Consider the following 20,475-nt stretch of genomic DNA (forward strand, 5'->3'; position numbering starts at 1 on the left):
TACCTTCCTCATTCAGTGTTTGACACTGTCGATGAGCGAGCGCCATCAACCGCTAACCTGATGCGTCACGGAGGATAGCAATGTTCGCGGACACTCTGGACGATACCGCCGAACTCTGCCTGATTCGGTCGGCGGGCGAGCTTTTTCATCTTGTGAGAGACGGTGTTCTCCTCACCGACGTCACGCCGCGCATTCTCTCGGTGAATTCAGCGTTTTCCCGAATTACCGGTTACGCCGAGTGCGACGTTAAGGGACTAAATCCGAACTTTCTCAAGTCCGGTCGTCATGCGCCGGATTTCTATCGGCGTCTGTGGCAGAAGCTGATTGAGGATGGTCATTGGCATGGTGAAATCTGGAACCGCCGCAAGAACGGAGAGGAGTATCTCGCACTCCTGACGATCCGGGCGATTCGGAATGCTCAGGGCGAGGCGCTCGGGTATCTGGGCGTCTTTGGCGACCAGAGTCAGGCGAAGCGGGAACAGGAGCTGGAGGCCGCCAAGCATGCGGCCGAGGACGCCGCGCGCGCCAAGGCCCAGTTTCTTGCGAATATGAGCCATGAGATCCGCACGCCGCTCACGGCGATCATCGGCTTTGCCGAAACCATGATCGATAGCCGTCAGACGTTGGCCGAACGCGCCCAGGCGGTGGATATCATTATCCACAACGGCCGTCATCTGCAGTCGCTCCTGAATGACATCCTGGACTTCTCCAAAATTCAGGCGAAACGGATCGAGGTGGAACACCTGGAAACCTCCCTGCCGGATTTGTTGGCCGGCGTCGTGGAAGTCGCGCGGGCGCAAGCCGAGGAGAAAAAACTGGAGTTCGGCGTGCATTTCATGCCGCCTTTGCCGCTGACGATCCACACTGATCCGACCCGCGCACGGCAAATTCTGATGAATCTTCTGAACAATGCCATCAAGTTCACCGATACCGGCGCGGTTCGTCTGATCGTGAGCTTTTCGCCAGAACAGGAACAGCTTCACGTCGCGGTGCAGGATACCGGTTGCGGCATCGAAGAGAGTCAACTGATGTCCTTGTTCGAGCCATTCGCCCAAGAGGATCGTTCCATCAGCCGGCGTTTTGGCGGCACTGGTCTCGGGCTCTCCATCTCCAAGGAGTTAGCGGAGAATCTGGGGGGCGGTATTCGGGTCACCAGCTTTGCGGGCATCGGTTCCGTCTTCGTTGCCATGCTGGCGACAGGGCGGGTCGCGGCCGCGGATCTGTCCTGGGATATCCGTGTCTTTAACCAATCCTCTCAGGTGAGCCCGGTGAGGACGGTCCGTCCTCCGACGCTCAGCGGCAGAATCCTGGTCGTGGACGATAATCGTGCCAATCAGGAGTTGATTTCCCTGTATCTACGACGCTGCGGACTGGCGGCGGAGATTGCCGGGAATGGTCAGGAGGCCGTGGATATGGCCCAGCAGTCGGTGTTCGATCTGGTGCTGATGGATATGCGAATGCCCGTGATGGGCGGACTCGACGCCACCGAAATACTGCGGCTGACTGGCTTCAGTCAACCGATTGTGGCGCTCAGCGCAAACATTGACCGGCCCGACATCGAAGCGGCGCTGGCCGCGGGTTGCGATGCCTATCTGCCTAAACCTATTCATCTGGACACATTTTATCAAATGCTCGCGCGCTATTTGCCTAATGGGGAGACAAATCGGATGACACCGGGCCTGATCGACTGCCGGGTCGGCGAAGATCCGGAACTTGAACGGTTGCGTGCGGAATTTCTGGCCGAATTGCCAGGCAGAATGGCGAAGCTCCGAACCGCTTTTGCTGCGGGGGATCAGGAAACCCTGCGCTCTCAGGCGCATCAGATCAAGGGCGTTGGAGCGAATTTCGGAATGCCGGAACTGACACGCCTGGCTGGCGCCATGGAATTCCAATTGTTGCGGGGTGACTTGTGCGAAGTCGCCTGCTTGCTCGATGACATGGAGCGATCATGGCAGTCATCGCTTTAATGGCTCCCGTCGTGGCAACGGACATTGTCGCTGGAGAGCCATTGCCCTACCACATCTATCTTGCGAACGGAGTCCCGCTCGCGAACCGCGGGCAGATCCTGACCGATCCAGATCAGTTGGAGATCCTACGGTGCCAGGGCTGGCGGGGGGTGAGCGAGGAAGGTGTTCCGCCAGCCGATGCAATTCCCCCGGACGAGGCGGCTTTGCGCATGGATCGGCAGGCACCGGTGCGGTGCCAGCCCCAGGCACGACCTGTCTTATCCGAAGCCACGGGGCTGGTGGCGGACGATATGCCATTGTCGCTCAAGTTGCTGTCGCGTCTGCTCCGCGAACAGGGCGTCCATCGGATTGTCGCGGCGGAGAACGGTCGTCAGGCCGTGGGTCAGTTTTTCCGGCAACGACCGCCGCTGGTCTTTCTCGATATCGACATGCCGGGCCTGGATGGCATCGATGTCCTCAAACAGATCAAGTCCTGGTCGCCGGAGACGTTCGTCTGTCTGGTGAGCGGCAATGCCACCATGGTCAATGTCAAAGTGGCTAAGACGTATGGGGTGGACGCCTTCCTGGTGAAGCCAATCAGCGGACTGAATTTGCAGCGGGTATTGTCATTGTACGGCCCGTTGACGCTCTCGGCGGACTAAGCGAATCGCGGGCAATGGGCGGTAAATCGATCTGGAATGGCGCATCTCTGGCGGCGGTTGTTATCTCTTGCCGCTCGCCGGTGGGCGTGCAGTCAGCGTCAAGCGATGCCGCCCAATACCCTGCATGGTGGTTCAAGATCGGCGGACTCGACCAGAATCTGCCATTGTTCATTCAAGCGCAGGTTGACTGTGTGGCGGTCACTTGTCGCGTCGTTGATCATTCTTGCGATCGGCCCTGTCTGCCCCTGCTCGATCAATGCACGGATCTGTTCCTCGGTGAGCGTCAGGTCGCCGATGGTCTTCCAGACCACGAAATCGCAGCCATCGCGATAGCGGTTGCAACCGTAGCCGCGGCGCCCCTCGATGATGTGACCCTGGCCGCACTTGGGGCAGGCAGGCGGTCGCTCGCGGATGCCCGGCGACCGGGAGGGCGCGGATTCGTTCGGTCGCCGGGCAGCGCCTGAGTCCGGTGAACGCGTATCGGCTATGGTTTGAGGCGCCTCATTCGGCGATTCGCTCCGCTCGACGTTGAAATCCATACTCACCTTGCCGGCTTCGTCGAGTCGCAGCGCGGCGCGAAAGGGTTTCCCCGCCTTGGATTGGAAGCCGTCGATGGGGTCGGTGTGGCCGGGCTCGATGAGTTGCCGTACCTGGACCTCGTTCAGCGTCAGGCCCGCGACCGTCTTCCAGATGGTGAAGCCGCAGCCATCCCGATAGCGGCTGCAACCGAAGGCTTTGGCGGTCTCGGTGATCTCGCCCTGTTTGCAGATCGGGCAGGCGCCGAATCCGGTGGACTTGATGCCGCTGGCGCGGTGGGCGGTCTTTCCTGCCTTGCCGCCCTTGCGTACCGGCTCGTCCGCGCGGGCGGCGGCGACCTGCTCCGGACTCAAGGCCGGGCCTTGTGCGATCTGTGGGATCATCTCGCGCACGAAGGCGACGATGTCGCGATAAAATTCCGCCGCTGTTTGTTCGCCCTGCTCCACCTGTTTCAACCGCTGTTCCCAGCCGGCCGTCAGTTCGGGGCTGCGCAGCGGCGCGGCGACCAGACCGGCCAGGGCCTGACCCTTGGCGGTTGCGCGAATCTGTTTGCGCTGGCGTTCCAGGTAGCCGGTGCGGATGAGTTTTTCGATGGTCTCGGCGCGGGTCGCCGGGGTGCCGAGGCCGGATGCCGCCATGGCCGAGGCGAGCGCGTCGTCCTCGATCGTGCGTCCGGCGTTTTTCATGGCGGCGAGCAGGCTTGAATCGTCGTAGTGACGCGGCGGCTGGGTTTCCTTTTCGACGACGTCCAAGCGGTCGACATGGACGGTCTGGCCGGGTTCAAGTGGCGGCAGCGGCCCCTCTGAATCGACCGCTTCGGGCGGGCGAGAATCGGCTCCTGGTGCCTCGGGCGTTCTGGCTGGACGACGGCTCGGCTCGACCCGCTTCCAGCCCGGCTCCAGCACCACCGAACCTTGCGCCAGAAAAAACCCCTCGCCGATGGCAATCTCGACCCGCGTCTCTTCCAACCGCTGATCGGGCAGAAAGACGGCGACGAAGCGCGCGGCGACCAGGTCGTAGACCTTGCGCAACGGCTCCGCCAAATTCGCGGGCGGCGTCCGGTCGGTGGGCAGGATGGCGTGATGATCGGTGAGCTTGGTGCGGTCGACATAGGCTTTGCTCAAACGGTGTCCGGACTCCAGTCGCGCGAGCGCCTCGGGGGCGAGCGGATGATCTAGCGCGCGCAGAATGCCGGGCAATTGCGGCAGCATGTCCTCCGAAATGTGTCGACTCTCGGTGCGCGGATAGCTGATGAGCTTATGGGTCTCGTAGAGCGCCTGGGCCTGTTCGAGCACCTGCGCGGCGGTGAAGCCGAAGCGGCGGTTGGCATCGCGTTGCAGATTGGTCAGGTCGTAGAGCGGAGGAGGGCGGTTGTGGCGAACCTTCTTGTCCACCGTGCGCACGGTGCCGGTCTGGTGAGGGCTGAGTTCACGGTGCAGACGCTCCGCCGTCTCTTTGTTATCGATGCGGGTTGCGCCATCGAGCAGATAACGCGCATCGAATCCCTCTGCCAGATGCGCGACCAGTTCGTAGAAAAACGCCTTGGTGAAGCTGGCGATGGCCTGATCGCGCGCGACGATCATGGCCAGGGTCGGGGTCTGGACCCGGCCGATGGTGCAGAGCACCCGGTTGTGCACGGTATAGGCGCGGGTCAGGTTCATGCCGACCAGCCAGTCGGCCTGGGCGCGGGCGCGCGCGGCCTCGGCCAGATGATCGAAGGCTTGACCCGGTTTGAGCGCGCGGAAACCCTCGCGAATCGCTTCGTCGGTCAGACTGGAAACCCAGAGTCGATCAAAGTGTTTCTTGCAGCGGGCCTGTTCATAGATCAGCCGGAAGATGTGCTCGCCCTCGCGTCCGGCGTCGGTCGCGCAGACCAGACGCTCGGTGCCGGGGTCGGCGAGCAACGCCTTGATCAGCTTGAATTGCGGGGCGGTTCGCGGGTCGAGCTTGAGTTTCCAGCGCTCAGGGATCATCGGAAGCTGGTCGGTGGACCAGCGTTTGGCCCAGTCCTCGCCATATTCGTTCGGCTCGGCGAAATGGACCAGATGGCCCAGCGCCCAGGTGACGCGATAGCCGTTGCCTTCCAGAAAACCCTCGCCCCGGCGCCCGGCGCCGAGCACGCGCGCGATGTCGCGGGCGACGCTGGGTTTTTCGGCGAGAACGACGATGGTCATGCGGCCGTCAGTGCCGCCGATCCGACGACAGCAGGCTCAGGGCGCCGCCGGCCCGCAGTCGCTTGGCGGCAGCGAATTCCTCGTCGGTCATCTGGCTGCCGACGATGTCGCGCAACCGTTCGGCGTCCCGGTCGCCCTGATCGATCGCCAGCGACAGCCAGTAGTGCGCCTGCGCCAGATCGATCGTCACTCCGCGTCCCTCGGCATGGATCAATCCCATGGCGTATTGGGCGTCCACCTCGCCGCGCTCGGCCGCCGCGCGGATCGGGCCGACCTTGGACGGATCGTTGCGCAGGAGGATCAAGTCTTTGAGATAGCTGTTGTTGCTCATGTCGCCGTCCGGATTCAGGTGATGATGCGGTCGTGCTCAACGCATGCGTGCGTTTCCCGAGGCCAAAACCCAGCGAGCGCCGCCAGCGGTTCGCGATGCGCCTCTACCCTGCTACTTTATAATCGAAACGATGGGATAAATCTAAACGATGCAGCCAGTTTCCAGCCGTCAGCATCGGGGCGGGTTGTCCTGGCTTGGTCACCTGTCGAAAACAAGCGATACGCCGTGCGATGGAGGCGGGACGCCCGCCCGGATGCCGTGTTTGACTTGTGATTGCCGCGTCCCTTGGCAACCCGACATTGGCAGTTGGAGATGACGGTTGAATTTCCTAATCCTGACGATTGCGATGAGGAGGAAACCGACGATGTCCGCAACGATCACCAAACCGGCCGAAACCCTGTCGCGCTGGTGGCCAATCTCACTGACGATCGTGGTGATTTTTGGCTTCACTGTCCTGATCCTGATCTCGCTCAGCGCCTACCGAAATGCCCCGCCGATTCCCGCACAGGCGATCGATCCGACCGGCGCGGTCGTCTTCACCGCCGAGGATATCAGCGCCGGCCAGCAGGTCTTTCTCAAGTACGGACTGATGGACAACGGGACGATCTGGGGCCACGGGGGCATGCTGGGGCCGGATTTCTCGGCCCAGACGCTGCATGGTCTCGCACTGCATCATGCCGAGCGACTCGCGCGGACCCGCTTCCAGGTCGCTTACGCGGACCTGCCCGAGCCCGAGCGGGCCAGTGTCGATGCCCTGGTGGCCGCCGAGTTCAAGACCAACGGCTATGATCCGGCCAGCGGGATCCTGACCCTGCCGACCGACAGCCAGGCGGCCTTCGCCGCTCAGATCGCCGACTGGACCGCCTATTTCACGGATCCCGCCCGCAACGGCGGTCTCGCCCGCGACGCCATCGCCGATCCCGGCGAACTGCGCCAACTCACCGCCTTTTTTAGTTGGACCGCCTGGGCGGCAGCGGCTCAACGGCCCGACGCAGCGCACTCGTACACTAATAATTTCCCTTACGATCCGCTGGTCGGCAATCGCCCGACCGGCGGCGCGGTGCTGTGGAGCGCCATCAGCGTGGTGTTTCTGCTTGCCGGCACGGCGATCGTGCTGCTCGCCTTCGGCAAATTCGACTATCTCGGCTGGTACGGGGGCGACGCAAGTCCCGCCGTCCGGAGCGTCGCGCTGGGTGCGGCTACCCTCACGCCAGCGCAAGCGGCGACGCTCCAGTTCATGGTCGTCGCCGGTCTACTCTTCCTCGCGCAGACACTGATCGGCGGCGGGGTTGCGCACTATCGGGCCGAGCCGGAGAGCTTCTACGGCTTCGATCTCTCGATGCTTTTCCCGAGCAATCTGTTGCGGACCTGGCACCTGCAACTGGCGATCTTCTGGGTCGCCACCGCCTACGTGGGCGGCGCGCTCTTCGTCGCCGCGGCCCTCGGCGGCACTGACCCGCGCCACCAGCGTCCCCTGATCCATGCGCTGTTCTGGGCACTCGTCGCGGTCGTCGTCGGCAGCCTGCTCGGTCAGTGGCTAGGCATCAATGATCTGCTGGGCGGGCTCTGGTACTGGCTTGGTCATCAAGGCTGGGAGTATCTGGAGATCGGCCGCTTCTGGCAGATCCTGCTGGCGGCGGGCCTGGTGTTCTGGGTCTGGCTGCTGCTGCGCGCCACGCAGCCCGCGCGGGCCAATCCCGAGTTGCGCACCTTCGTCAACTTTTTCCTGATCGCAGCCTTCGCGATTCCCTTCTTCTATCTTCCGGCCTTTTTTTTCGGCAGCACGACGCACTTCTCCGTGGTCGACGTGTGGCGTTTCTGGCTGATCCATCTCTGGGTCGAGGGTTTCTTCGAGTTCTTCGTGACCGTGATCGTCGCGGTTATCCTCTATCAACTCGGACTGGTGCGACGTCTCACGGCGATCCGGGTCATCTATCTCGACGCCATCCTTTACTTCGGCGGCGGCCTGATCGGCACCGCCCACCACTGGTATTTCACCGGCCAGACCGAACTTACCATGGCGCTCGGCGCGACCTTCTCCGCACTGGAGGTCGTGCCGCTGACGCTGCTCACCCTGGATGCCTGGGATTTCTACCGCGTGACCCGCGGCGACAGCCCGGTCTACCGGCACCGCCTGACCTTCTATTTCCTGATGGCGGTTGGCTTCTGGAACTTCACCGGCGCAGGCATCTTCGGTTTCCTCATCAACATGCCGATTGTGAGTTATTTCGAGGTGGGCACCATTCTCACCATCAATCATGCCCATGCCGCCTTCATCGGTGTTTTTGGCATGCTGGCGGTCGGGCTCATGGCCTATGTGCTGCGCGAGGTCACCAGCGATGACGCTTGGCCCTTGGTCGGTAAATGTCTGTCGATCGGTTTCTGGGGGCTGAATATCGGTCTCGCCCTGATGATCCTGCTCAGCCTCTTCCCCGGCGGCGTCCTGCAGCTGTGGGACGTGCTCCAGAATGGCTACTGGCACGCCCGCTCGCTGAACTACACCGCCACTCCGCTCGTCCGCTTCGTCGAGTGGATGCGCATCTGGGGCGATCTCGTCTTCATCCTGTTCGGCGCGCTCCCGCTCGTCGTTGGGCTGCTGGCCGCCTACCGCGATCAGTTGCGCCTGCGGTGATCCTGGCGTGCGCAAGCGATGGCAGGGCACGAAATGTGTCGCTGCCATCCTGGGCGACTTCGCTCAGGGCGAGCCGCTAACGGCTAGCCGGGGACGTTTTTCGTTGGGCGCGAATCGGCGGACTTGGCGAGTGAAGCCGTTCATGGTTCGAGGGCCTCACCACGAACGGCTTCAGGGACATCACAAGCGGCTTCAGAGAGGACACCGCTGCTCATACAGTGACGTTCAAACTGAGAATTGCGGGGTATCCGTTCTCACTCCCACATCGATGCGAGCATGCTGATACCATCGCGGGCTAACGAATCCGACTGCCAGCGAGGCCCCTGATGTCCCTGATCCAACCCTTTGCCGGTCTGCGTCCGGCCCCCGGCCGCGCGGCCGAGGTTGCCGCGCCGCCCTACGATGTCATGAATGCCGCCGAGGCCCGGCGGATGGTCGCGGGGCGTCCCTGGAGCTTTTTGCATATCTCGCGCCCCGAGATCGATCTTCCAGAGGGGACTGACCCCTATGCCCCGGCGGTCTATGCCAGGGCGCGTGAGAATCTGGAGCGGATGCTCGCCGAAGGTCTGCTGCTCCGCGACCCGGCGCCGCGCTATTACGTCTATCGGCTGACCATGGGTGAGCATCGGCAGACCGGGCTGGTCGCGAGCGCCTCGGTGGCGGCCTATGACGCGGAGCGGATCAAGAAGCATGAGTTGACCCGTCCAGTGAAGGAGGATGACCGGGTGCGTCAGATCGAGGCGCTGAACGCCCAGACCGGGCCGGTGTTTCTGGTCTATCGCGCCACGCCGGCGATCGATGACCTGCTGGCCGAGGTCGGCACCACGCCCGCCGAGGTCGATCTGACCGCCGCCGATGGCGTGCGTCACGAACTCTGGACCATCGCTGATGCAACGAGCATCGTGCATCTGACCGCCGCCTTCGAGGCACTGGACGCGCTCTATATCGCCGACGGCCATCATCGCGCCGCCGCCGCCTCGCGGGTCGCGGCCGCGCGACGGGCGAGCGGCGCGTCCGGCGACGGTTTCCTGTCCGTGATCTTTCCGCACGATCAGATGCACATCCTGGATTACAACCGGGTCGTTCGGGATCTGCATGGACTGGATACCGATGCCTTCATGAATCGTCTGTCGGTGGCGTTCGCGATCGAGGGCAGTCCGGTTCCAGTTCGGCCTGAAAAGCCCGCCGAATTTGGGATGTATCTGGCCGGTCACTGGTATCGGCTGACCCTGGATTCCGGCCGCATCCCCCACGACGATCCGGTCGCGCGGCTCGATGTGAGTCTGTTACAGGACAACCTGATCGGTCCCATCCTGGGCATCAAGGATCCCCGCCGCGACGAGCGGATCGACTTCGTCGGGGGCATTCGCGGACTGGAAGGGCTGGTCCAGTGGGTGGATACGGGCGAGATGGCGGTGGCCTTCTCCTTGTATCCGACCGGGATGCGGGAGTTGATGGCCGTGGCCGATGCCAGCGAGGTGATGCCGCCCAAATCGACCTGGTTCGAGCCGAAACTGGCGGATGGTCTGGTGTCTCAGGTGCTGGATTGAAAAAGATTGTTGAATGCCTGGTTGCCGTTCGCGCGATAGATGGTGAAATCCTTGTCCACGCTGGCGACATCCAGGGTCTTCAGCCGTTCGCACAAGACGACCAGCGATGCGTCGGCAAAGTCCGCCGGAAGATCCTGGTATTGCTCCAGAACCGCGCGGATACGTGGAAGATCGTCGGCTGTGGCGGTGTCGATGCTGGCGGCTCGCTCCACCCAGCGCAGGAAATCGTGCTGCGCCCGTGCCGAGAAATCCAGCATATACATGACCTCGGTGATGACCGGCAAGTTGGTGACCAAACGACCTGGGAGGTGGCGAATCAATGCAACCGCCTGCGCATGAAAGCGGTCGGACCCGTCGAACAAGGCGATCAATGGACCGCTGTCAACGACGATGCTTCGCATCGATCCGTTCCCGTATCATCGTCTTGCGCCGCAGGCTGCGATCGGACTGGCCGCTGCGTTCACGGCCGAAGAGGGTTGCTCCGAGTTCATAGGGGGTGGGTGGCGTTGGCAGGCGTTCGAGCTTCTCGCGGATCGCCTCGCGCACGAACTCCGAGAGCGGAAGATCACGTTCGCGCAGCTGGCTGCGCAGTGCATTTTCGGTGTCCTGGTCCAGGCGGACTGAAATCATGATCGATGCCTCGTAAGACGTGTCCGTCATACAGTAAGCTAACGTCTGACTGACCGAAATGCAAACTTCCGCGCCGCTGGCGTCGGTTTCCAAGCCCGTTCGCCCTCGCCATCCTGGCTTGATTCGCTGAAAGCCGCTGAGGGTTCATCCCCCGATTCGACAACTATGGTCAAATCCACCTACAACCTTCCCGAACAGGACAGCAGCGACGAGTCCGCCATCCGTCACTGGCTCGACAGTCTCGCTACGCACTATCCGGCGGAGGAGCGCAAACAGATCGCCGGCGCCTGCGCGGCGCTGACCCGCTGTCGCGGCGACCGCCAGATCGAGACCGGCGAGACGCATGTGCGTCATGTGCTGTCCACTGCGGATATTCTGGTGCGGTTGCGGATGGACTACGAGACCCTGATCGCGGCCTTGCTCAATGGCTGTCTGGATCAGAGCGATCTGACCGAGGCCCAGCTTGAGGAACGCTTCGGTCCCGGCATCGCGCGGATGGTCGGCGATCTGGCCCGCATCGGTCAGATTGCGAACGTGGACGCCATCATCGCCGCGAAGGATCAGATGGAGCATGAGGAAAACCTGCGTCGGTTGCTGCTCGGGATCGCCGAGGATGTGCGGGTGGTGCTGGTGGTGCTCGCCGAACGGGTGCATCTGATGCGCGCCATCAAGGATCTCGAACCGGAGCGGCGGACCAAGATCGCCCGCGATACGCAGCGCGTCTATGCGCCGCTCGCCAATCGGCTGGGCATCTGGCAGGTCAAGTGGGAGTTGGAGGATCTGAGTCTCCGCTATCTGCAACCCGACGAGTACAAGCGGATTGCCAGTCTTTTGGCCGAGCGGCGCGAGGAGCGCGAGCAGTATATCGTTGCCGTGATGGCGACCCTGAGCGAGAAGTTCCGGGAAGCCGGCATCGCGGCCGAGATCACCGGCCGGCCCAAGCACATCTACAGCATCTGGAAAAAGATGCGGCGCAAGGCGGTGGATATCGAGGAGATCTTCGATCTGCGCGCGGTGCGCATCCTGGTGAAGACGGTCGCGGACTGCTATGCCGCGCTGGGGCTGGTCCACGGACTCTGGAAGCATATCCCCAAGGAGTTCGACGATTACATCGCCACCCCCAAGGGCAATCTCTATCAGTCGCTGCACACGGCGGTCGTGGGTCCGGGGGACAAGCCGCTGGAGGTGCAGATTCGCACCCATGAGATGCACCGTCACGCCGAATTCGGAGTCGCCGCGCACTGGGCCTATAAGGAGGCCAAGGGTCATGACGCCGCGTTCCAGCGGCGCGTGGTCTGGATGCGTAACTGGCTGGAGCTGAAGAACGAAGGCGATGCCGCCAGCGGCTTTCTGGAGCGTTTCAAGTCCGAGTTCGAGCCGGTGCATATCTATGTGCTGACGCCCCAATCCAAGGTGGTCGAACTGCCCAAGGGGGCGACGCCGCTCGATTTCGCCTACGCCATTCATTCCGAGATCGGCAACCGCTGCCGGGGGGCGCGGGTCAACGAGCGGATCGTGCCGCTGAACTACACGCTCAACAGCGGCGAGAAGGTCGAGATCCTGACCCAGAAGAACGCGGCCCCCAGCCGCGATTGGCTGAGTCCGCATCAGGGCTATCTGACCACGGCGCGCGCGCGCAATCGGGTGCGTCAGTGGTTCAAGCAGCAGCATTTCGATCAGCATTTGCAGGAAGGGCGCGTGGCCCTCGACCGCGAACTGGCGCGGCTGGGCGTGCTCGAAAAGCCGCATTTGGACGAACTGGCGCTCAAGTTCAACTACAAGCGCGGCGACGATCTACTGGCGGCCATCGGCAGTGGGGATCTCGCGGTCGGGCAGGTCGCGCGCCAGGTGGGCGAGCCCAGGGCCGAGGAGCCGAAAGACACGGAACCGCGGATTCGCGTTTTCCAAAAGCCGAAAAAGGCGAGCCCGCCGGCTTCGTCAAAAGTGGGCTCTGGGGATGTGGTGGTCGAGGGCGTCGACGATCTCATGACTCAGATGGCGCAGTGCTGCAAACCCGTTCCCGGTGACGACATCGTCGGCTTTGTCACCCGCGGGCGGGGAGTCACCATCCACCGCCGGGATTGCGGCAACCTGAAACACCTGTCCCCCAGTGAGGCCGAGCGTCTGATTGGCGTGCGTTGGGCGGAGCGGCCGACCCAGACCATCTACCCGGTCGACCTGCTGGTGATCGCCGCCGATCGCAAGGGGCTGCTGCGGGACGTTTCATCGGTGTTCTCCGATGAAGACGTGGACGTGATCGGCGTCAACACGCATTCGGAAAAAAGCACCGACTCCGCGAGCATGCGCTTCACGATCGAGATCAAGAATATGGAGCAATTGGAGCGGCTGCGGGGCAAGCTCCGGCAAATCCCCGAGGTGCTGGAGGTGCGGCGGGCGTATTGAGGGGACTTTGGGTGATTGACTGAAAACAATCGTTGTCGTTGTCGTTGTCGTTGTCGATGAATCAATACAATTCGGCCATGAGCAACTCGATGTCTACCGGGTTTCGATCCGGTCCGTGGCGTCACTATCATTCAGTTAAGCCGTTCATGGTTCGAGAGCCTCACCACGAACGGCTTAACTGAATGACAGTGGTCCGTGGCGTGGGCTGACGAAACCGCAAAGCGATTCGGGTCGTTTCGATGCTGACAAAGCTCGGGCAGCGAAACCAGGTGTTGCGGGAAAATCCTCACCGCGATGATCATCTCGACAACGACAACGACAACGACAACGACAACGACAACGACAACGACAACGACAACGACGATGGCGCTAAAAGTATTCGCTCAGACTTGTTTGGCTCATGAATGAACCGTTCCCGATAACCGCCTAATGCGCTCGGTCGTCCAGATTGACAGGACAGAGTACCTCGCGCATGATGCCAATTAATTCAAGAAGTTGGCCATTGCGAATCCGATAATAGATGCGGTTGGCCTCTTTGCGGGCGACGACGATGTTCTTGTTTCTCAACTGTTCGAGATGCTGCGAGATATTGCTTTGAGAGGTGCCGGTACGCTCGACGATCTCGCCGACCGAGAGTTCGTTTTCCCCCAGCGAACAGAGAATCTTCCAGCGTAACGGGTGCGCCATGGCCTTCAGTGCATTGGCGGTCAGAGTGGTATTTTCGTCCTCGGACGAATCGGGGGTCATTGGTTCGATCATCATCCATCCTCCTAGAGAGCTTCGCGCGCGGTTCGATTCTTTGTCGTTTCCGCGTCCTGTTCAACCCGCACATAGCCGGTCATGTCCTTTGCGATACAGATGATATCGCTGATGTTTCCCGCGCCGTCCTTGACGGCGGTCCGGGAAAAGAGGATCGGGACGCGCCGCCCGTCGCTGGCAATCAAGCGCGCATCGATCTTGCTGAGCGCACCGGTGCGGATCAGTGCCTCCAGCCAGGTTCCCATGAAGGCGCCAGCTTCCTCGTCGCCTTCTTCCTCGAAGACATCGCCGATCGGCATGCCGAGCAGATCCTCGCGACGGTACCCCAGCATGCGGCAGGCCGCGGGATTCGTCATCTTGATGGTGCCGTCCGATGCCAGCACCAGCAGTGCCTCGCCCATGTGTGTGATGATGTTTTCAAGATATTGACGGGCTTCGGCCAGTTCCAGGGTCCGTTCCTCGACCTTGCGTTCGAGGTTGCGGTTGATCTCGCGTTCCTTCTCGATCAACCGGAAGTAGGTGCTGATCTTGTTGATCAGCTGATTGTCCTCGATCGGCTTGAGCAGATAATCAGCCGCGCCGACCGCGAACCCACGTTGCTGAAATTCCTCCGATTTGAAGGCGGCGGTCAGGAAGATGATGGGGATGTCGCGGGAGCGTTTGCGCAATTTGAGCATGGACGCGGTCTGAAAGCCGTCCATCTCGGGCATCTGGACATCCAGGATAATGAGGTCGATGTCCGGGTGCTGGTGGGTCAGGTCGATCGCCTCCTGACCGGAAGAGGCTTCCAGCACGGTAGCATCCATGTGCGTCTTGATCAGCGTGCGCAGCGTGAAGAGGTTATGCGCATGGTCATCGACGATCAGGAGTTTGAATCCGGCGTAGCGATTCATCCGTTCGTCTCCACGAATTCGCGCCTGGTAAGCGCCTGCTGGTTGGTCGAGCTTGGGCCAGGGTCATCCGGCGATCCTGCGGCCAGGCTTGTGACGGGCGTCGCGCCAGGCGCTTGCGCGACGAACTTGTCCGGGAACACATCGGCGAGCAACAGACTGAGTCGGTCGGCAGCGATGGGCTTGGAGAGAAAATCGATCGCGCCCACGCCCAGACACCCCTCGATCTGGCTCTCGGTGCCTGGTTCGCCCAGCACGGCGACCATCGGATGCGGGCCTTGCGTCCGTTTTAACAGGCTCTGGATCGTATCACAGGTGCTGGCGGCGGACATCCGGGCGGCGAGCAGCACCAGTTCGCAGCCTTCGCCTTCTTCCTGCAGGGTCTCCAATGCCTCGTCGAGATCGGCGGCGGTCTGGACCCGCAGACCGCGCCGCGTGAGATCGGAGGCGAGTTGAATCAGCGTTTTGACGTCACGTTCGATGATCAGCACCCAGGGGGCGCCGGGGAGGATGCCGGATTCCGCGACGATCTCGGTGCGCGGCTCGAAGACAAGGTCATCGGAGGCCGCCGATGGCGGTGCGCCGTGAGTCAGGACGGGCTCGGGCACCTGCCCGTTGGCGGCCGAGAGCGGTAGCAGCAGTGAAAAGCGGGCGCCGGCGCCGGGGGCGCTTTCCACATCGATGCGCCCGCCGAGCAGGGCGGCCAGTTCGCGGCTGATGGAGAGTCCGAGTCCGGTACCGCCGTAGCGGCGTCGGGTAGAGCCGTCAGCCTGCTGGAACGCCTCGAAGATGATGGATTGTTTGTCCTCGGGAATGCCGATGCCGGTGTCCACCACGCTGATCGCTACCGGCCGTCGGGCGTCCGCGCGCGCCTCGACCATCACCACCACCTGACCGCGATCGGTGAACTTGGCCGCATTCGAGAGAAAATTCTTGAGGATCTGCCGGAGTTTGTCGCGGTCGGTATAGAGACGCGACACGGCGCGCGGGTCGATCGTCAGAGTCAGTTCCACCGGCTTGCCTGTGAGCAGAGGGCCGACCAGTTCGATCAGTTCCGCCAGCATGGGCCGCAGCTCGACCCAGTCCAGGGCCACTTTGACGTGCCCCGCCTCGATCTGCGAGATGTCGAGAATGTTGTCGATCATGGTGCGCAGATCGCGCCCTGCCTCGTGGATCACCTGGGCCTGGCGGCGCTGGCCGGCGTTCAGTCCGCCGGTCTCGGCGGCCAGCATCTTGGAGAGCAGCAGGATCGAATTCAGCGGGGTCCGCAGCTCATGGCTGACGTTGGTCAGGAACTGCGATTTATAACGGTTGGACTTTTCCAGCTCGCGGGCATGGGCCTGGGCCGCGCGCAGATGTTCGGCGTGCGTTTCCGCCAAGGTGGTGAGTTGTTCGCCCAGTTCGTGAATCTCGCGCGGTCCGCTCCAACTGAAATGCAATGGACGACCGTCGCGCAGGATATGGCCGATGCCCCCGGTGAGTTCCTTGCCGAAGTGCTCGGCGCGTTTGGCGATCCAGCGCGCCAGCACCAGGACCGCGACCACCAGCAGGAAGATGATCGAGAGCACCCGGATCATCAACTCGTTCCGGAAGGCGTCGATGGGAGAAGAATCGACCTCCCGCCCGACCCACAGCGGCAATCCGTCCTCGGTCAGAAACATGGGCAGCCAGAGCATCTGATGGCCTTGGGGACCTTTCCAGAGTGCGAGATTGCCGTCCGCGAAGATTTTGGCGAGTCCTGGAAAGGCATCGAAGGCCTCCGGATTGCCGCTGGCGGGCTGGTTCGGGCGCAGATAACTGCCGTCCTGGTTGACCCAGAGGGTGTCCCGATAGAACTGGGCCAGTCCGCCCACGTCGAGGGTCAGGGTGACCGCGCCGCGTGCGTCCTCGGCCTTCTCGCCACCGATCGGACTGACCAGATTCAGGGTCATGAGCTGGCGCGGATCCTCCGCGCCGGCCGCCGGGTCGATGCGGATGCGGCTGACGATCACTCCGCCGGGCTGAAGTTCCAGCCCGGCGGACAGGAACTGCCGGTTCGGCGTCTGGGGGGGCTTGGCGGTCGGGCGCCATTCCTGACTCCGGGAATCGCGGACCAGCCAGAAGCGCTCCTGCGCGTCGTCGCCCACGAAGAGAATCTGGATGACGTCGCGCTGATCGGCAAAGATTTGATTGATCCAAGTGGTGTAACGCGCGCGCGAGAGATCGATCTGATCCGCGTCGCCCTGCTCGCCCAGGATCAGCCCCGGCTCGGGCAGCTTGGAGAGCAGCCGGATCATTTCATGTCGACTGGCCAGATGCTGGTCCAGGTCGCGGAAATCGGCCCGCAGATTCTGGAGATAGGCCCGTTGATAAAACAGCGTAGTGCGGTCGAGCACCAGTGGCAGATTGATCAGGAGCGCCAGGATCAGCGGCGTTAGACCGAAGACCAGCAGGAAGAGCAGGATGTAGACGCGCAGCTTCACGCGCGGGGGCGGCGCGCTGCGTGGTGACGCGCGCTATCCATCCGACAAGTCCCGCGCCAGTCGGAGAACCTCGGCGGCATGTCCCTTGGGCTTGACATCGTAGAGGGCATGACGGATCAGGCCCTGTTTGTCGACGATGAAGGTCGAGCGCACGATACCCATGCGCTTCTCGCCGTGGGCTTCTTTTTCGCGCCAGACACCGTAGGCTTCGCACGCCTCGCCATCGGTGTCGGAGAGCAGATGCACGGTCAGCCCGTATTTGTCCCGGAAGGCGCCGTGACTGGTACAGGAATCGCGGCTGATCCCGATCACCTCGGTCTCGGTTTGGTCGAATTCCGTTTGCAGATCGGTGAATTCCAGCGCCTCCATGGTGCAGCCAGGCGTGTCGTCCTTGGGATAAAAATAGAGGACAGTGTGTCGGCGGCCGATCAGATCCTCAAGGTTGACCCGCTCCATATCCGCATTGGGTAATGAGAAGAGAGGGGCCTGGTCGCCTGCGTGCAGCATCGTCGAATGCTCCGGTGATAATGGTGGTCGAGCGCGAATGTAGGCACCCCTGGCCTGTCCGTCAACTCCCTTGCCGTCGGCGCCCGCGCCCATCTCGATGGCGGGCAGTCTCACCGTCGCGATGGTGCCGCCGCCGCGACGCAAGCCCAAACGCAGTTCCATCTGGTTGGCCAGCGCCAACTGATGCGCGACCGCCAGGCCCAATCCGCTGCCGCCGGTCTGGCGATTCCGCGAGGCTTCCAGCCGATAATAGGGCATAAGCACCGCGTCGCGTTCGGCGTCCGGAATCCCGGGACCGCGGTCGAGGACGAAGATCGCGGGTTGGGGCGCCTGACAGTCCAGATAGACGTCCACCCGTTCATGGCTGTAGCGGAGCGCATTTTCAAGCAGGTTGCCAAGGATGCGCCGCAGGGCTAGCGCGTCCACATGATAGGGGCAGCAGGGGCCGCGCTGCCAGACGATGCGGGGTCGGCCGATGACCAGGTCTTCCACCAGCGCGGCCAGATCCACATCCTCGCGCCGCCCGGCACCAAGGCTTTTGCCGAACTCGATGGCCTGGGTAATGAGTGCGTTCATCTCCTCGATGTCGCGCTCCATGCGGGAAACCAGTGTCTGCGCGGTCCCGGCGGGCAGCATCTCGACCGCCAGTCGCAGGCGCGTCAGGGGGGTGCGCAGATCGTGCGAGACCCCGGTCAGGAGCAGCGTGCGATTGGCAAGAAGTTCGCGGATCTGACGGCTGGTCTCGTTGAACTGACGGGCCAGATTCGCCAGTTCCGTGGGGCCTGTCTCCGGCAGTGCATGAGGCGAAAACCCCTGCGCGACCTGTTCGGCGGCCTTGGAGAGTCGTTGCAGCGGCTGGGTCACCCGTCCCGCCAGGATCGCCGCCGTGCCGAGGATCAGGAGCGCCGCGACGCCAAAGATGACCGACAGCGCCTGCAATGGGCGGGTTCCCAGGCGGCTGCGCGGAAAGCCGGTCCAGAGCGTGCCGTCGTCCACGTCCAGCGCCACCCAGAACCAGCGTTCGCCGTTGGCGACGCTGGTGACGACCTCGATCGGTCGACCGAGACGTTCTGCGAGTGCCTGCTTGAACTGACTCAGATAGGGAAAGAAATAGCGCGTTTGGTCCGCGAGGGGGCGTTCCTCGGCCAGCCGGATCTGGTATTCGCGTGCGAGGCGCGTGCGGTAATCCTCCCGCAGGCTCGGCGGGAGCTGCTGTAAGGTCCGGGCCGACAGCACCATGATGCTGGCCAGATCAGCGGCGGAACGCTGGGCGACGGGAACCAGCGCGTAAAAGACGATCGCGGAAATGGTGACCAGCGCGAACAGCCCGAAGGTCAGGATCAGCGTGAGAAGCGCGCGCCCGAAGAGCGTCGCCGGGACGATCCGTCCCCGCCGGATCATGACTCTCCCATCGGCGTAAACATATAGCCCTTGCCCCAGATGGTGCGGATGTAGCGCGGTTGTTTGATCTCGGGTTCGATCTTGGCCCGCAACCGGGCAATTTGCACGTCGATGCTGCGGTCGAAAGGCGCACGTTCGTTACCTTTTAACAGGTCCAGTAACCGATCGCGGTTCAGCACCCGATCCGGATGCTCGGCCAGCACCAGCAACAGATCGAATTCGCCGCTCGTCAGGCTGACTGGTTGATGGTGGCAAAGCAGTTCATGCTGGAGCGGATCGAGCCGGTAGGGGCCAAAGTGGATGATGCCGTCTCTTTCCGGACCTTCCTCCGGCGCGCTCGGTCCGCGGCGGCGCATCACGGCGCGGATGCGCGCCAGCAGCTCCCGAGGGTTGAAGGGCTTGGCAAGATAGTCGTCGGCGCCAACCTCCAGGCCGACAATCCGATCCACGTCATCCCCACGCGCCGATAACATGATGATCGGCAGATCGGCCTGGGTGCGCAGGCGCCGGGCGATCGCCAGTCCATCCTCGCCAGGCAGCATCAAGTCCAGAATGATCAGGTCCGTCTCATGCCCGGCCAGCCAGGCGTCCATGGCACGACCATCCTCGGCACCGCCAACGCTAAAGCCTTCGCGGGCTAGGTAATCAGTCAACAGGGCGCGCAAGCCGGCATCATCGTCGACGACCAGGATTCGCATCGGGTGTTCAGGCATGTCGAAACAGCGCTCCGCACAGGCGTTAAACCGCGTCTGCTCCGGCGGTCATGGATTTTGATCAACCCAGACACTCGCTCGAAACGACGCGGATCGCGCTGGACGCGGTTTTAGGAGGAACCGAAACAATTTGATACAATATTAGCAGATACCGAAATACTCTGTTAATACCGATCCGATAAACTTCACCAAGATTTCATGCCTGTCAGGCCGTAACCTTTGGCCAAACTGCTGAGAAGGTTCTGGCGCTCGGAAGGTCATGGAGCTTTTTCTTATCCCATTGACTCTGGAGACAAACCCATGAGCTTCGACGCACTGACCATCGCCGGCATCTCGGTCGCCATCCTTTGTGGCGGCTTTCTGGTCGCATTAGTGAACCGCAACGGCGGAACCCGCTCTTCCAAGCGTTAGCCGGACGGTCGCAATGCCGGCCATCAACGACGCAGTGCAGCTTAAAAAGTACACAAACCTAAGGATATCCTTTTTCGGCAGCAAGCCAATTGGGCCGCAACGGTAGCCACACACCCTGCCGTTGCGGCCATTTTTTTCGATCCGCCCTAAACTGCGTCCAGAGCGAGATGCTGAGTTTCGAGTAAGTTCGACCTTTGGGGCATCCACGGTCCTTGGCGGGGACGCAGTTTAAATTTTAATATTTTTTAATCGCTTAAACCGCGCCAGCGCGGACAATCGTTGTTGCGGCCAAGGTCGAGCCAATCCTACAACATCGCATGTCACTCTGGGCGCGGTTTAGCCCGAATTATTCATAAAAATGGGCGACACTCGTTTAACCAATTGATAAAATTGGTGTTCTGCAAAGAACGCTTCGGAGAAGCCAAACGAGGTCGCCCATGTCCCAGTTTACCCAAGAGCCGCTGCGC

General features: G+C 62.2%; 15 protein-coding genes. 6 read left to right on the plus strand and 9 right to left on the minus strand.

The features are described 5' to 3' along the window. Positions 1-80 precede the first annotated feature (80 nt). Complete coding sequence (locus CCR95_RS17665) at positions 81-1,967, plus strand: PAS domain-containing hybrid sensor histidine kinase/response regulator (protein ID WP_201096802.1); 1,887 nt, start codon at positions 81-83, stop codon at positions 1,965-1,967. Then, positions 1,949-2,608 carry a response regulator transcription factor gene (locus tag CCR95_RS17670; RefSeq protein WP_201096804.1) on the plus strand — a complete coding sequence of 220 codons (660 nt, stop codon included), beginning with the start codon at positions 1,949-1,951 and terminating at the stop codon, positions 2,606-2,608. Before CCR95_RS17665 ends, CCR95_RS17670 begins: the two co-directional genes overlap by 19 nt. 98 nt (positions 2,609-2,706) lie before the next feature. Here CCR95_RS17670 and CCR95_RS17675 read toward each other — a convergent pair whose 3' ends face one another. Both CCR95_RS17675 and CCR95_RS17680 read right to left on the minus strand, forming a co-directional pair. Next, the gene (locus CCR95_RS17675; RefSeq protein WP_201096806.1) at positions 2,707-5,319 is read right to left on the minus strand and encodes a DNA topoisomerase 3; all 2,613 of its coding nucleotides are present in this window, start codon (positions 5,317-5,319) and stop codon (positions 2,707-2,709) included. A gap of 7 nt (positions 5,320-5,326) precedes the next feature. After that, positions 5,327-5,650, minus strand: a complete 324-nt coding sequence (locus CCR95_RS17680; protein ID WP_201096808.1) for an SEL1-like repeat protein — start codon at positions 5,648-5,650, stop codon at positions 5,327-5,329. 364 nt (positions 5,651-6,014) lie between these two features. Between CCR95_RS17680 and CCR95_RS17685 the strand changes: the two genes are divergently transcribed. Both CCR95_RS17685 and CCR95_RS17690 read left to right on the plus strand, forming a co-directional pair. After that, positions 6,015-8,282, plus strand: coding sequence for a nitric-oxide reductase large subunit (locus tag CCR95_RS17685; protein WP_201096810.1), 2,268 nt, complete (start codon positions 6,015-6,017; stop codon positions 8,280-8,282). Between the two features lie 326 nt (positions 8,283-8,608). Next, entirely contained in the window at positions 8,609-9,832 is a 1,224-nt protein-coding gene (locus tag CCR95_RS17690) for a DUF1015 domain-containing protein (protein ID WP_201096812.1), read from the plus strand. Here CCR95_RS17690 and CCR95_RS17695 read toward each other — a convergent pair. Then, on the minus strand, positions 9,817-10,233 hold the full coding sequence (locus CCR95_RS17695; RefSeq protein ID WP_201096819.1) for a type II toxin-antitoxin system VapC family toxin: 417 nt from the start codon (positions 10,231-10,233) through the stop codon (positions 9,817-9,819). The two genes, CCR95_RS17690 and CCR95_RS17695, sit on opposite strands and share 16 nt — an antisense overlap. After that, a complete protein-coding gene (locus CCR95_RS17700) occupies positions 10,214-10,555 on the minus strand; it encodes a ribbon-helix-helix protein, CopG family (RefSeq protein WP_201096830.1) in 342 nt (113 codons plus the stop codon). Before CCR95_RS17700 ends, CCR95_RS17695 begins: the two co-directional genes overlap by 20 nt. Before the next feature lie 72 nt (positions 10,556-10,627). Between CCR95_RS17700 and CCR95_RS17705 the strand changes: the two genes are divergently transcribed. Together CCR95_RS17705 and CCR95_RS17710 are read left to right on the plus strand one after the other, a co-directional pair. Continuing rightward, positions 10,628-12,865 (plus strand): RelA/SpoT family protein, encoded by a 2,238-nt coding sequence (locus CCR95_RS17705; RefSeq protein WP_201096832.1) that lies wholly within the window; start codon positions 10,628-10,630, stop codon positions 12,863-12,865. A 239-nt stretch (positions 12,866-13,104) separates the two neighbouring features. Continuing rightward, complete coding sequence (locus CCR95_RS17710; RefSeq protein ID WP_201096834.1) at positions 13,105-13,269, plus strand: hypothetical protein; 165 nt, start codon at positions 13,105-13,107, stop codon at positions 13,267-13,269. A gap of 22 nt (positions 13,270-13,291) precedes the next feature. Here the strand turns inward: CCR95_RS17710 and CCR95_RS17715 are convergent, their stop codons facing one another. From CCR95_RS17715 to CCR95_RS17740, 5 genes are read right to left on the minus strand one after another with little or no spacing between them, the layout of a single operon-like run. Further along, positions 13,292-13,627 (minus strand): ArsR/SmtB family transcription factor, encoded by a 336-nt coding sequence (locus CCR95_RS17715; RefSeq protein WP_420825667.1) that lies wholly within the window; start codon positions 13,625-13,627, stop codon positions 13,292-13,294. 8 nt (positions 13,628-13,635) lie between these two features. Next, positions 13,636-14,517: a response regulator gene (locus CCR95_RS17720; RefSeq protein WP_201096839.1), complete on the minus strand. Its 882-nt coding sequence runs from the start codon at positions 14,515-14,517 to the stop codon at positions 13,636-13,638. Next, positions 14,514-16,976 (minus strand): ATP-binding protein, encoded by a 2,463-nt coding sequence (locus tag CCR95_RS17725; RefSeq protein WP_201096843.1) that lies wholly within the window; start codon positions 16,974-16,976, stop codon positions 14,514-14,516. Before CCR95_RS17725 ends, CCR95_RS17720 begins: the two co-directional genes overlap by 4 nt. A gap of 33 nt (positions 16,977-17,009) precedes the next feature. Next, positions 17,010-18,884 carry a redoxin domain-containing protein gene (locus tag CCR95_RS17735; RefSeq protein WP_242523318.1) on the minus strand — a complete coding sequence of 625 codons (1,875 nt, stop codon included), beginning with the start codon at positions 18,882-18,884 and terminating at the stop codon, positions 17,010-17,012. Then, positions 18,881-19,597, minus strand: coding sequence for a response regulator (locus tag CCR95_RS17740; protein WP_201096846.1), 717 nt, complete (start codon positions 19,595-19,597; stop codon positions 18,881-18,883). The genes CCR95_RS17735 and CCR95_RS17740 overlap by 4 nt, the downstream gene beginning before the upstream one ends. Positions 19,598-20,475: the final 878 nt, after the last annotated feature.

Source organism: Thiocystis minor, assembly GCF_016653465.1.
Classification (GTDB): Bacteria; Pseudomonadota; Gammaproteobacteria; order Chromatiales; family Chromatiaceae; genus Chromatium; species Chromatium minus.

Coding starts and splice junctions, on each gene's coding strand:
- CCR95_RS17720 (WP_201096839.1), bottom strand. CDS start 14,517: ATGAATCGCTACGCCGGATTCAAACTCCTGATCGTCGATGACCATGCG.
- CCR95_RS17710 (WP_201096834.1), top strand. CDS start 13,105: ATGCTGACAAAGCTCGGGCAGCGAAACCAGGTGTTGCGGGAAAATCCT.
- CCR95_RS17670 (WP_201096804.1), top strand. CDS start 1,949: ATGGCAGTCATCGCTTTAATGGCTCCCGTCGTGGCAACGGACATTGTC.
- CCR95_RS17735 (WP_242523318.1), bottom strand. CDS start 18,884: ATGATCCGGCGGGGACGGATCGTCCCGGCGACGCTCTTCGGGCGCGCG.
- CCR95_RS17705 (WP_201096832.1), top strand. CDS start 10,628: ATGGTCAAATCCACCTACAACCTTCCCGAACAGGACAGCAGCGACGAG.
- CCR95_RS17690 (WP_201096812.1), top strand. CDS start 8,609: ATGTCCCTGATCCAACCCTTTGCCGGTCTGCGTCCGGCCCCCGGCCGC.
- CCR95_RS17665 (WP_201096802.1), top strand. CDS start 81: ATGTTCGCGGACACTCTGGACGATACCGCCGAACTCTGCCTGATTCGG.
- CCR95_RS17685 (WP_201096810.1), top strand. CDS start 6,015: ATGTCCGCAACGATCACCAAACCGGCCGAAACCCTGTCGCGCTGGTGG.
- CCR95_RS17715 (WP_420825667.1), bottom strand. CDS start 13,627: ATGATGATCGAACCAATGACCCCCGATTCGTCCGAGGACGAAAATACC.
- CCR95_RS17740 (WP_201096846.1), bottom strand. CDS start 19,597: ATGCCTGAACACCCGATGCGAATCCTGGTCGTCGACGATGATGCCGGC.
- CCR95_RS17695 (WP_201096819.1), bottom strand. CDS start 10,233: ATGCGAAGCATCGTCGTTGACAGCGGTCCATTGATCGCCTTGTTCGAC.
- CCR95_RS17675 (WP_201096806.1), bottom strand. CDS start 5,319: ATGACCATCGTCGTTCTCGCCGAAAAACCCAGCGTCGCCCGCGACATC.
- CCR95_RS17680 (WP_201096808.1), bottom strand. CDS start 5,650: ATGAGCAACAACAGCTATCTCAAAGACTTGATCCTCCTGCGCAACGAT.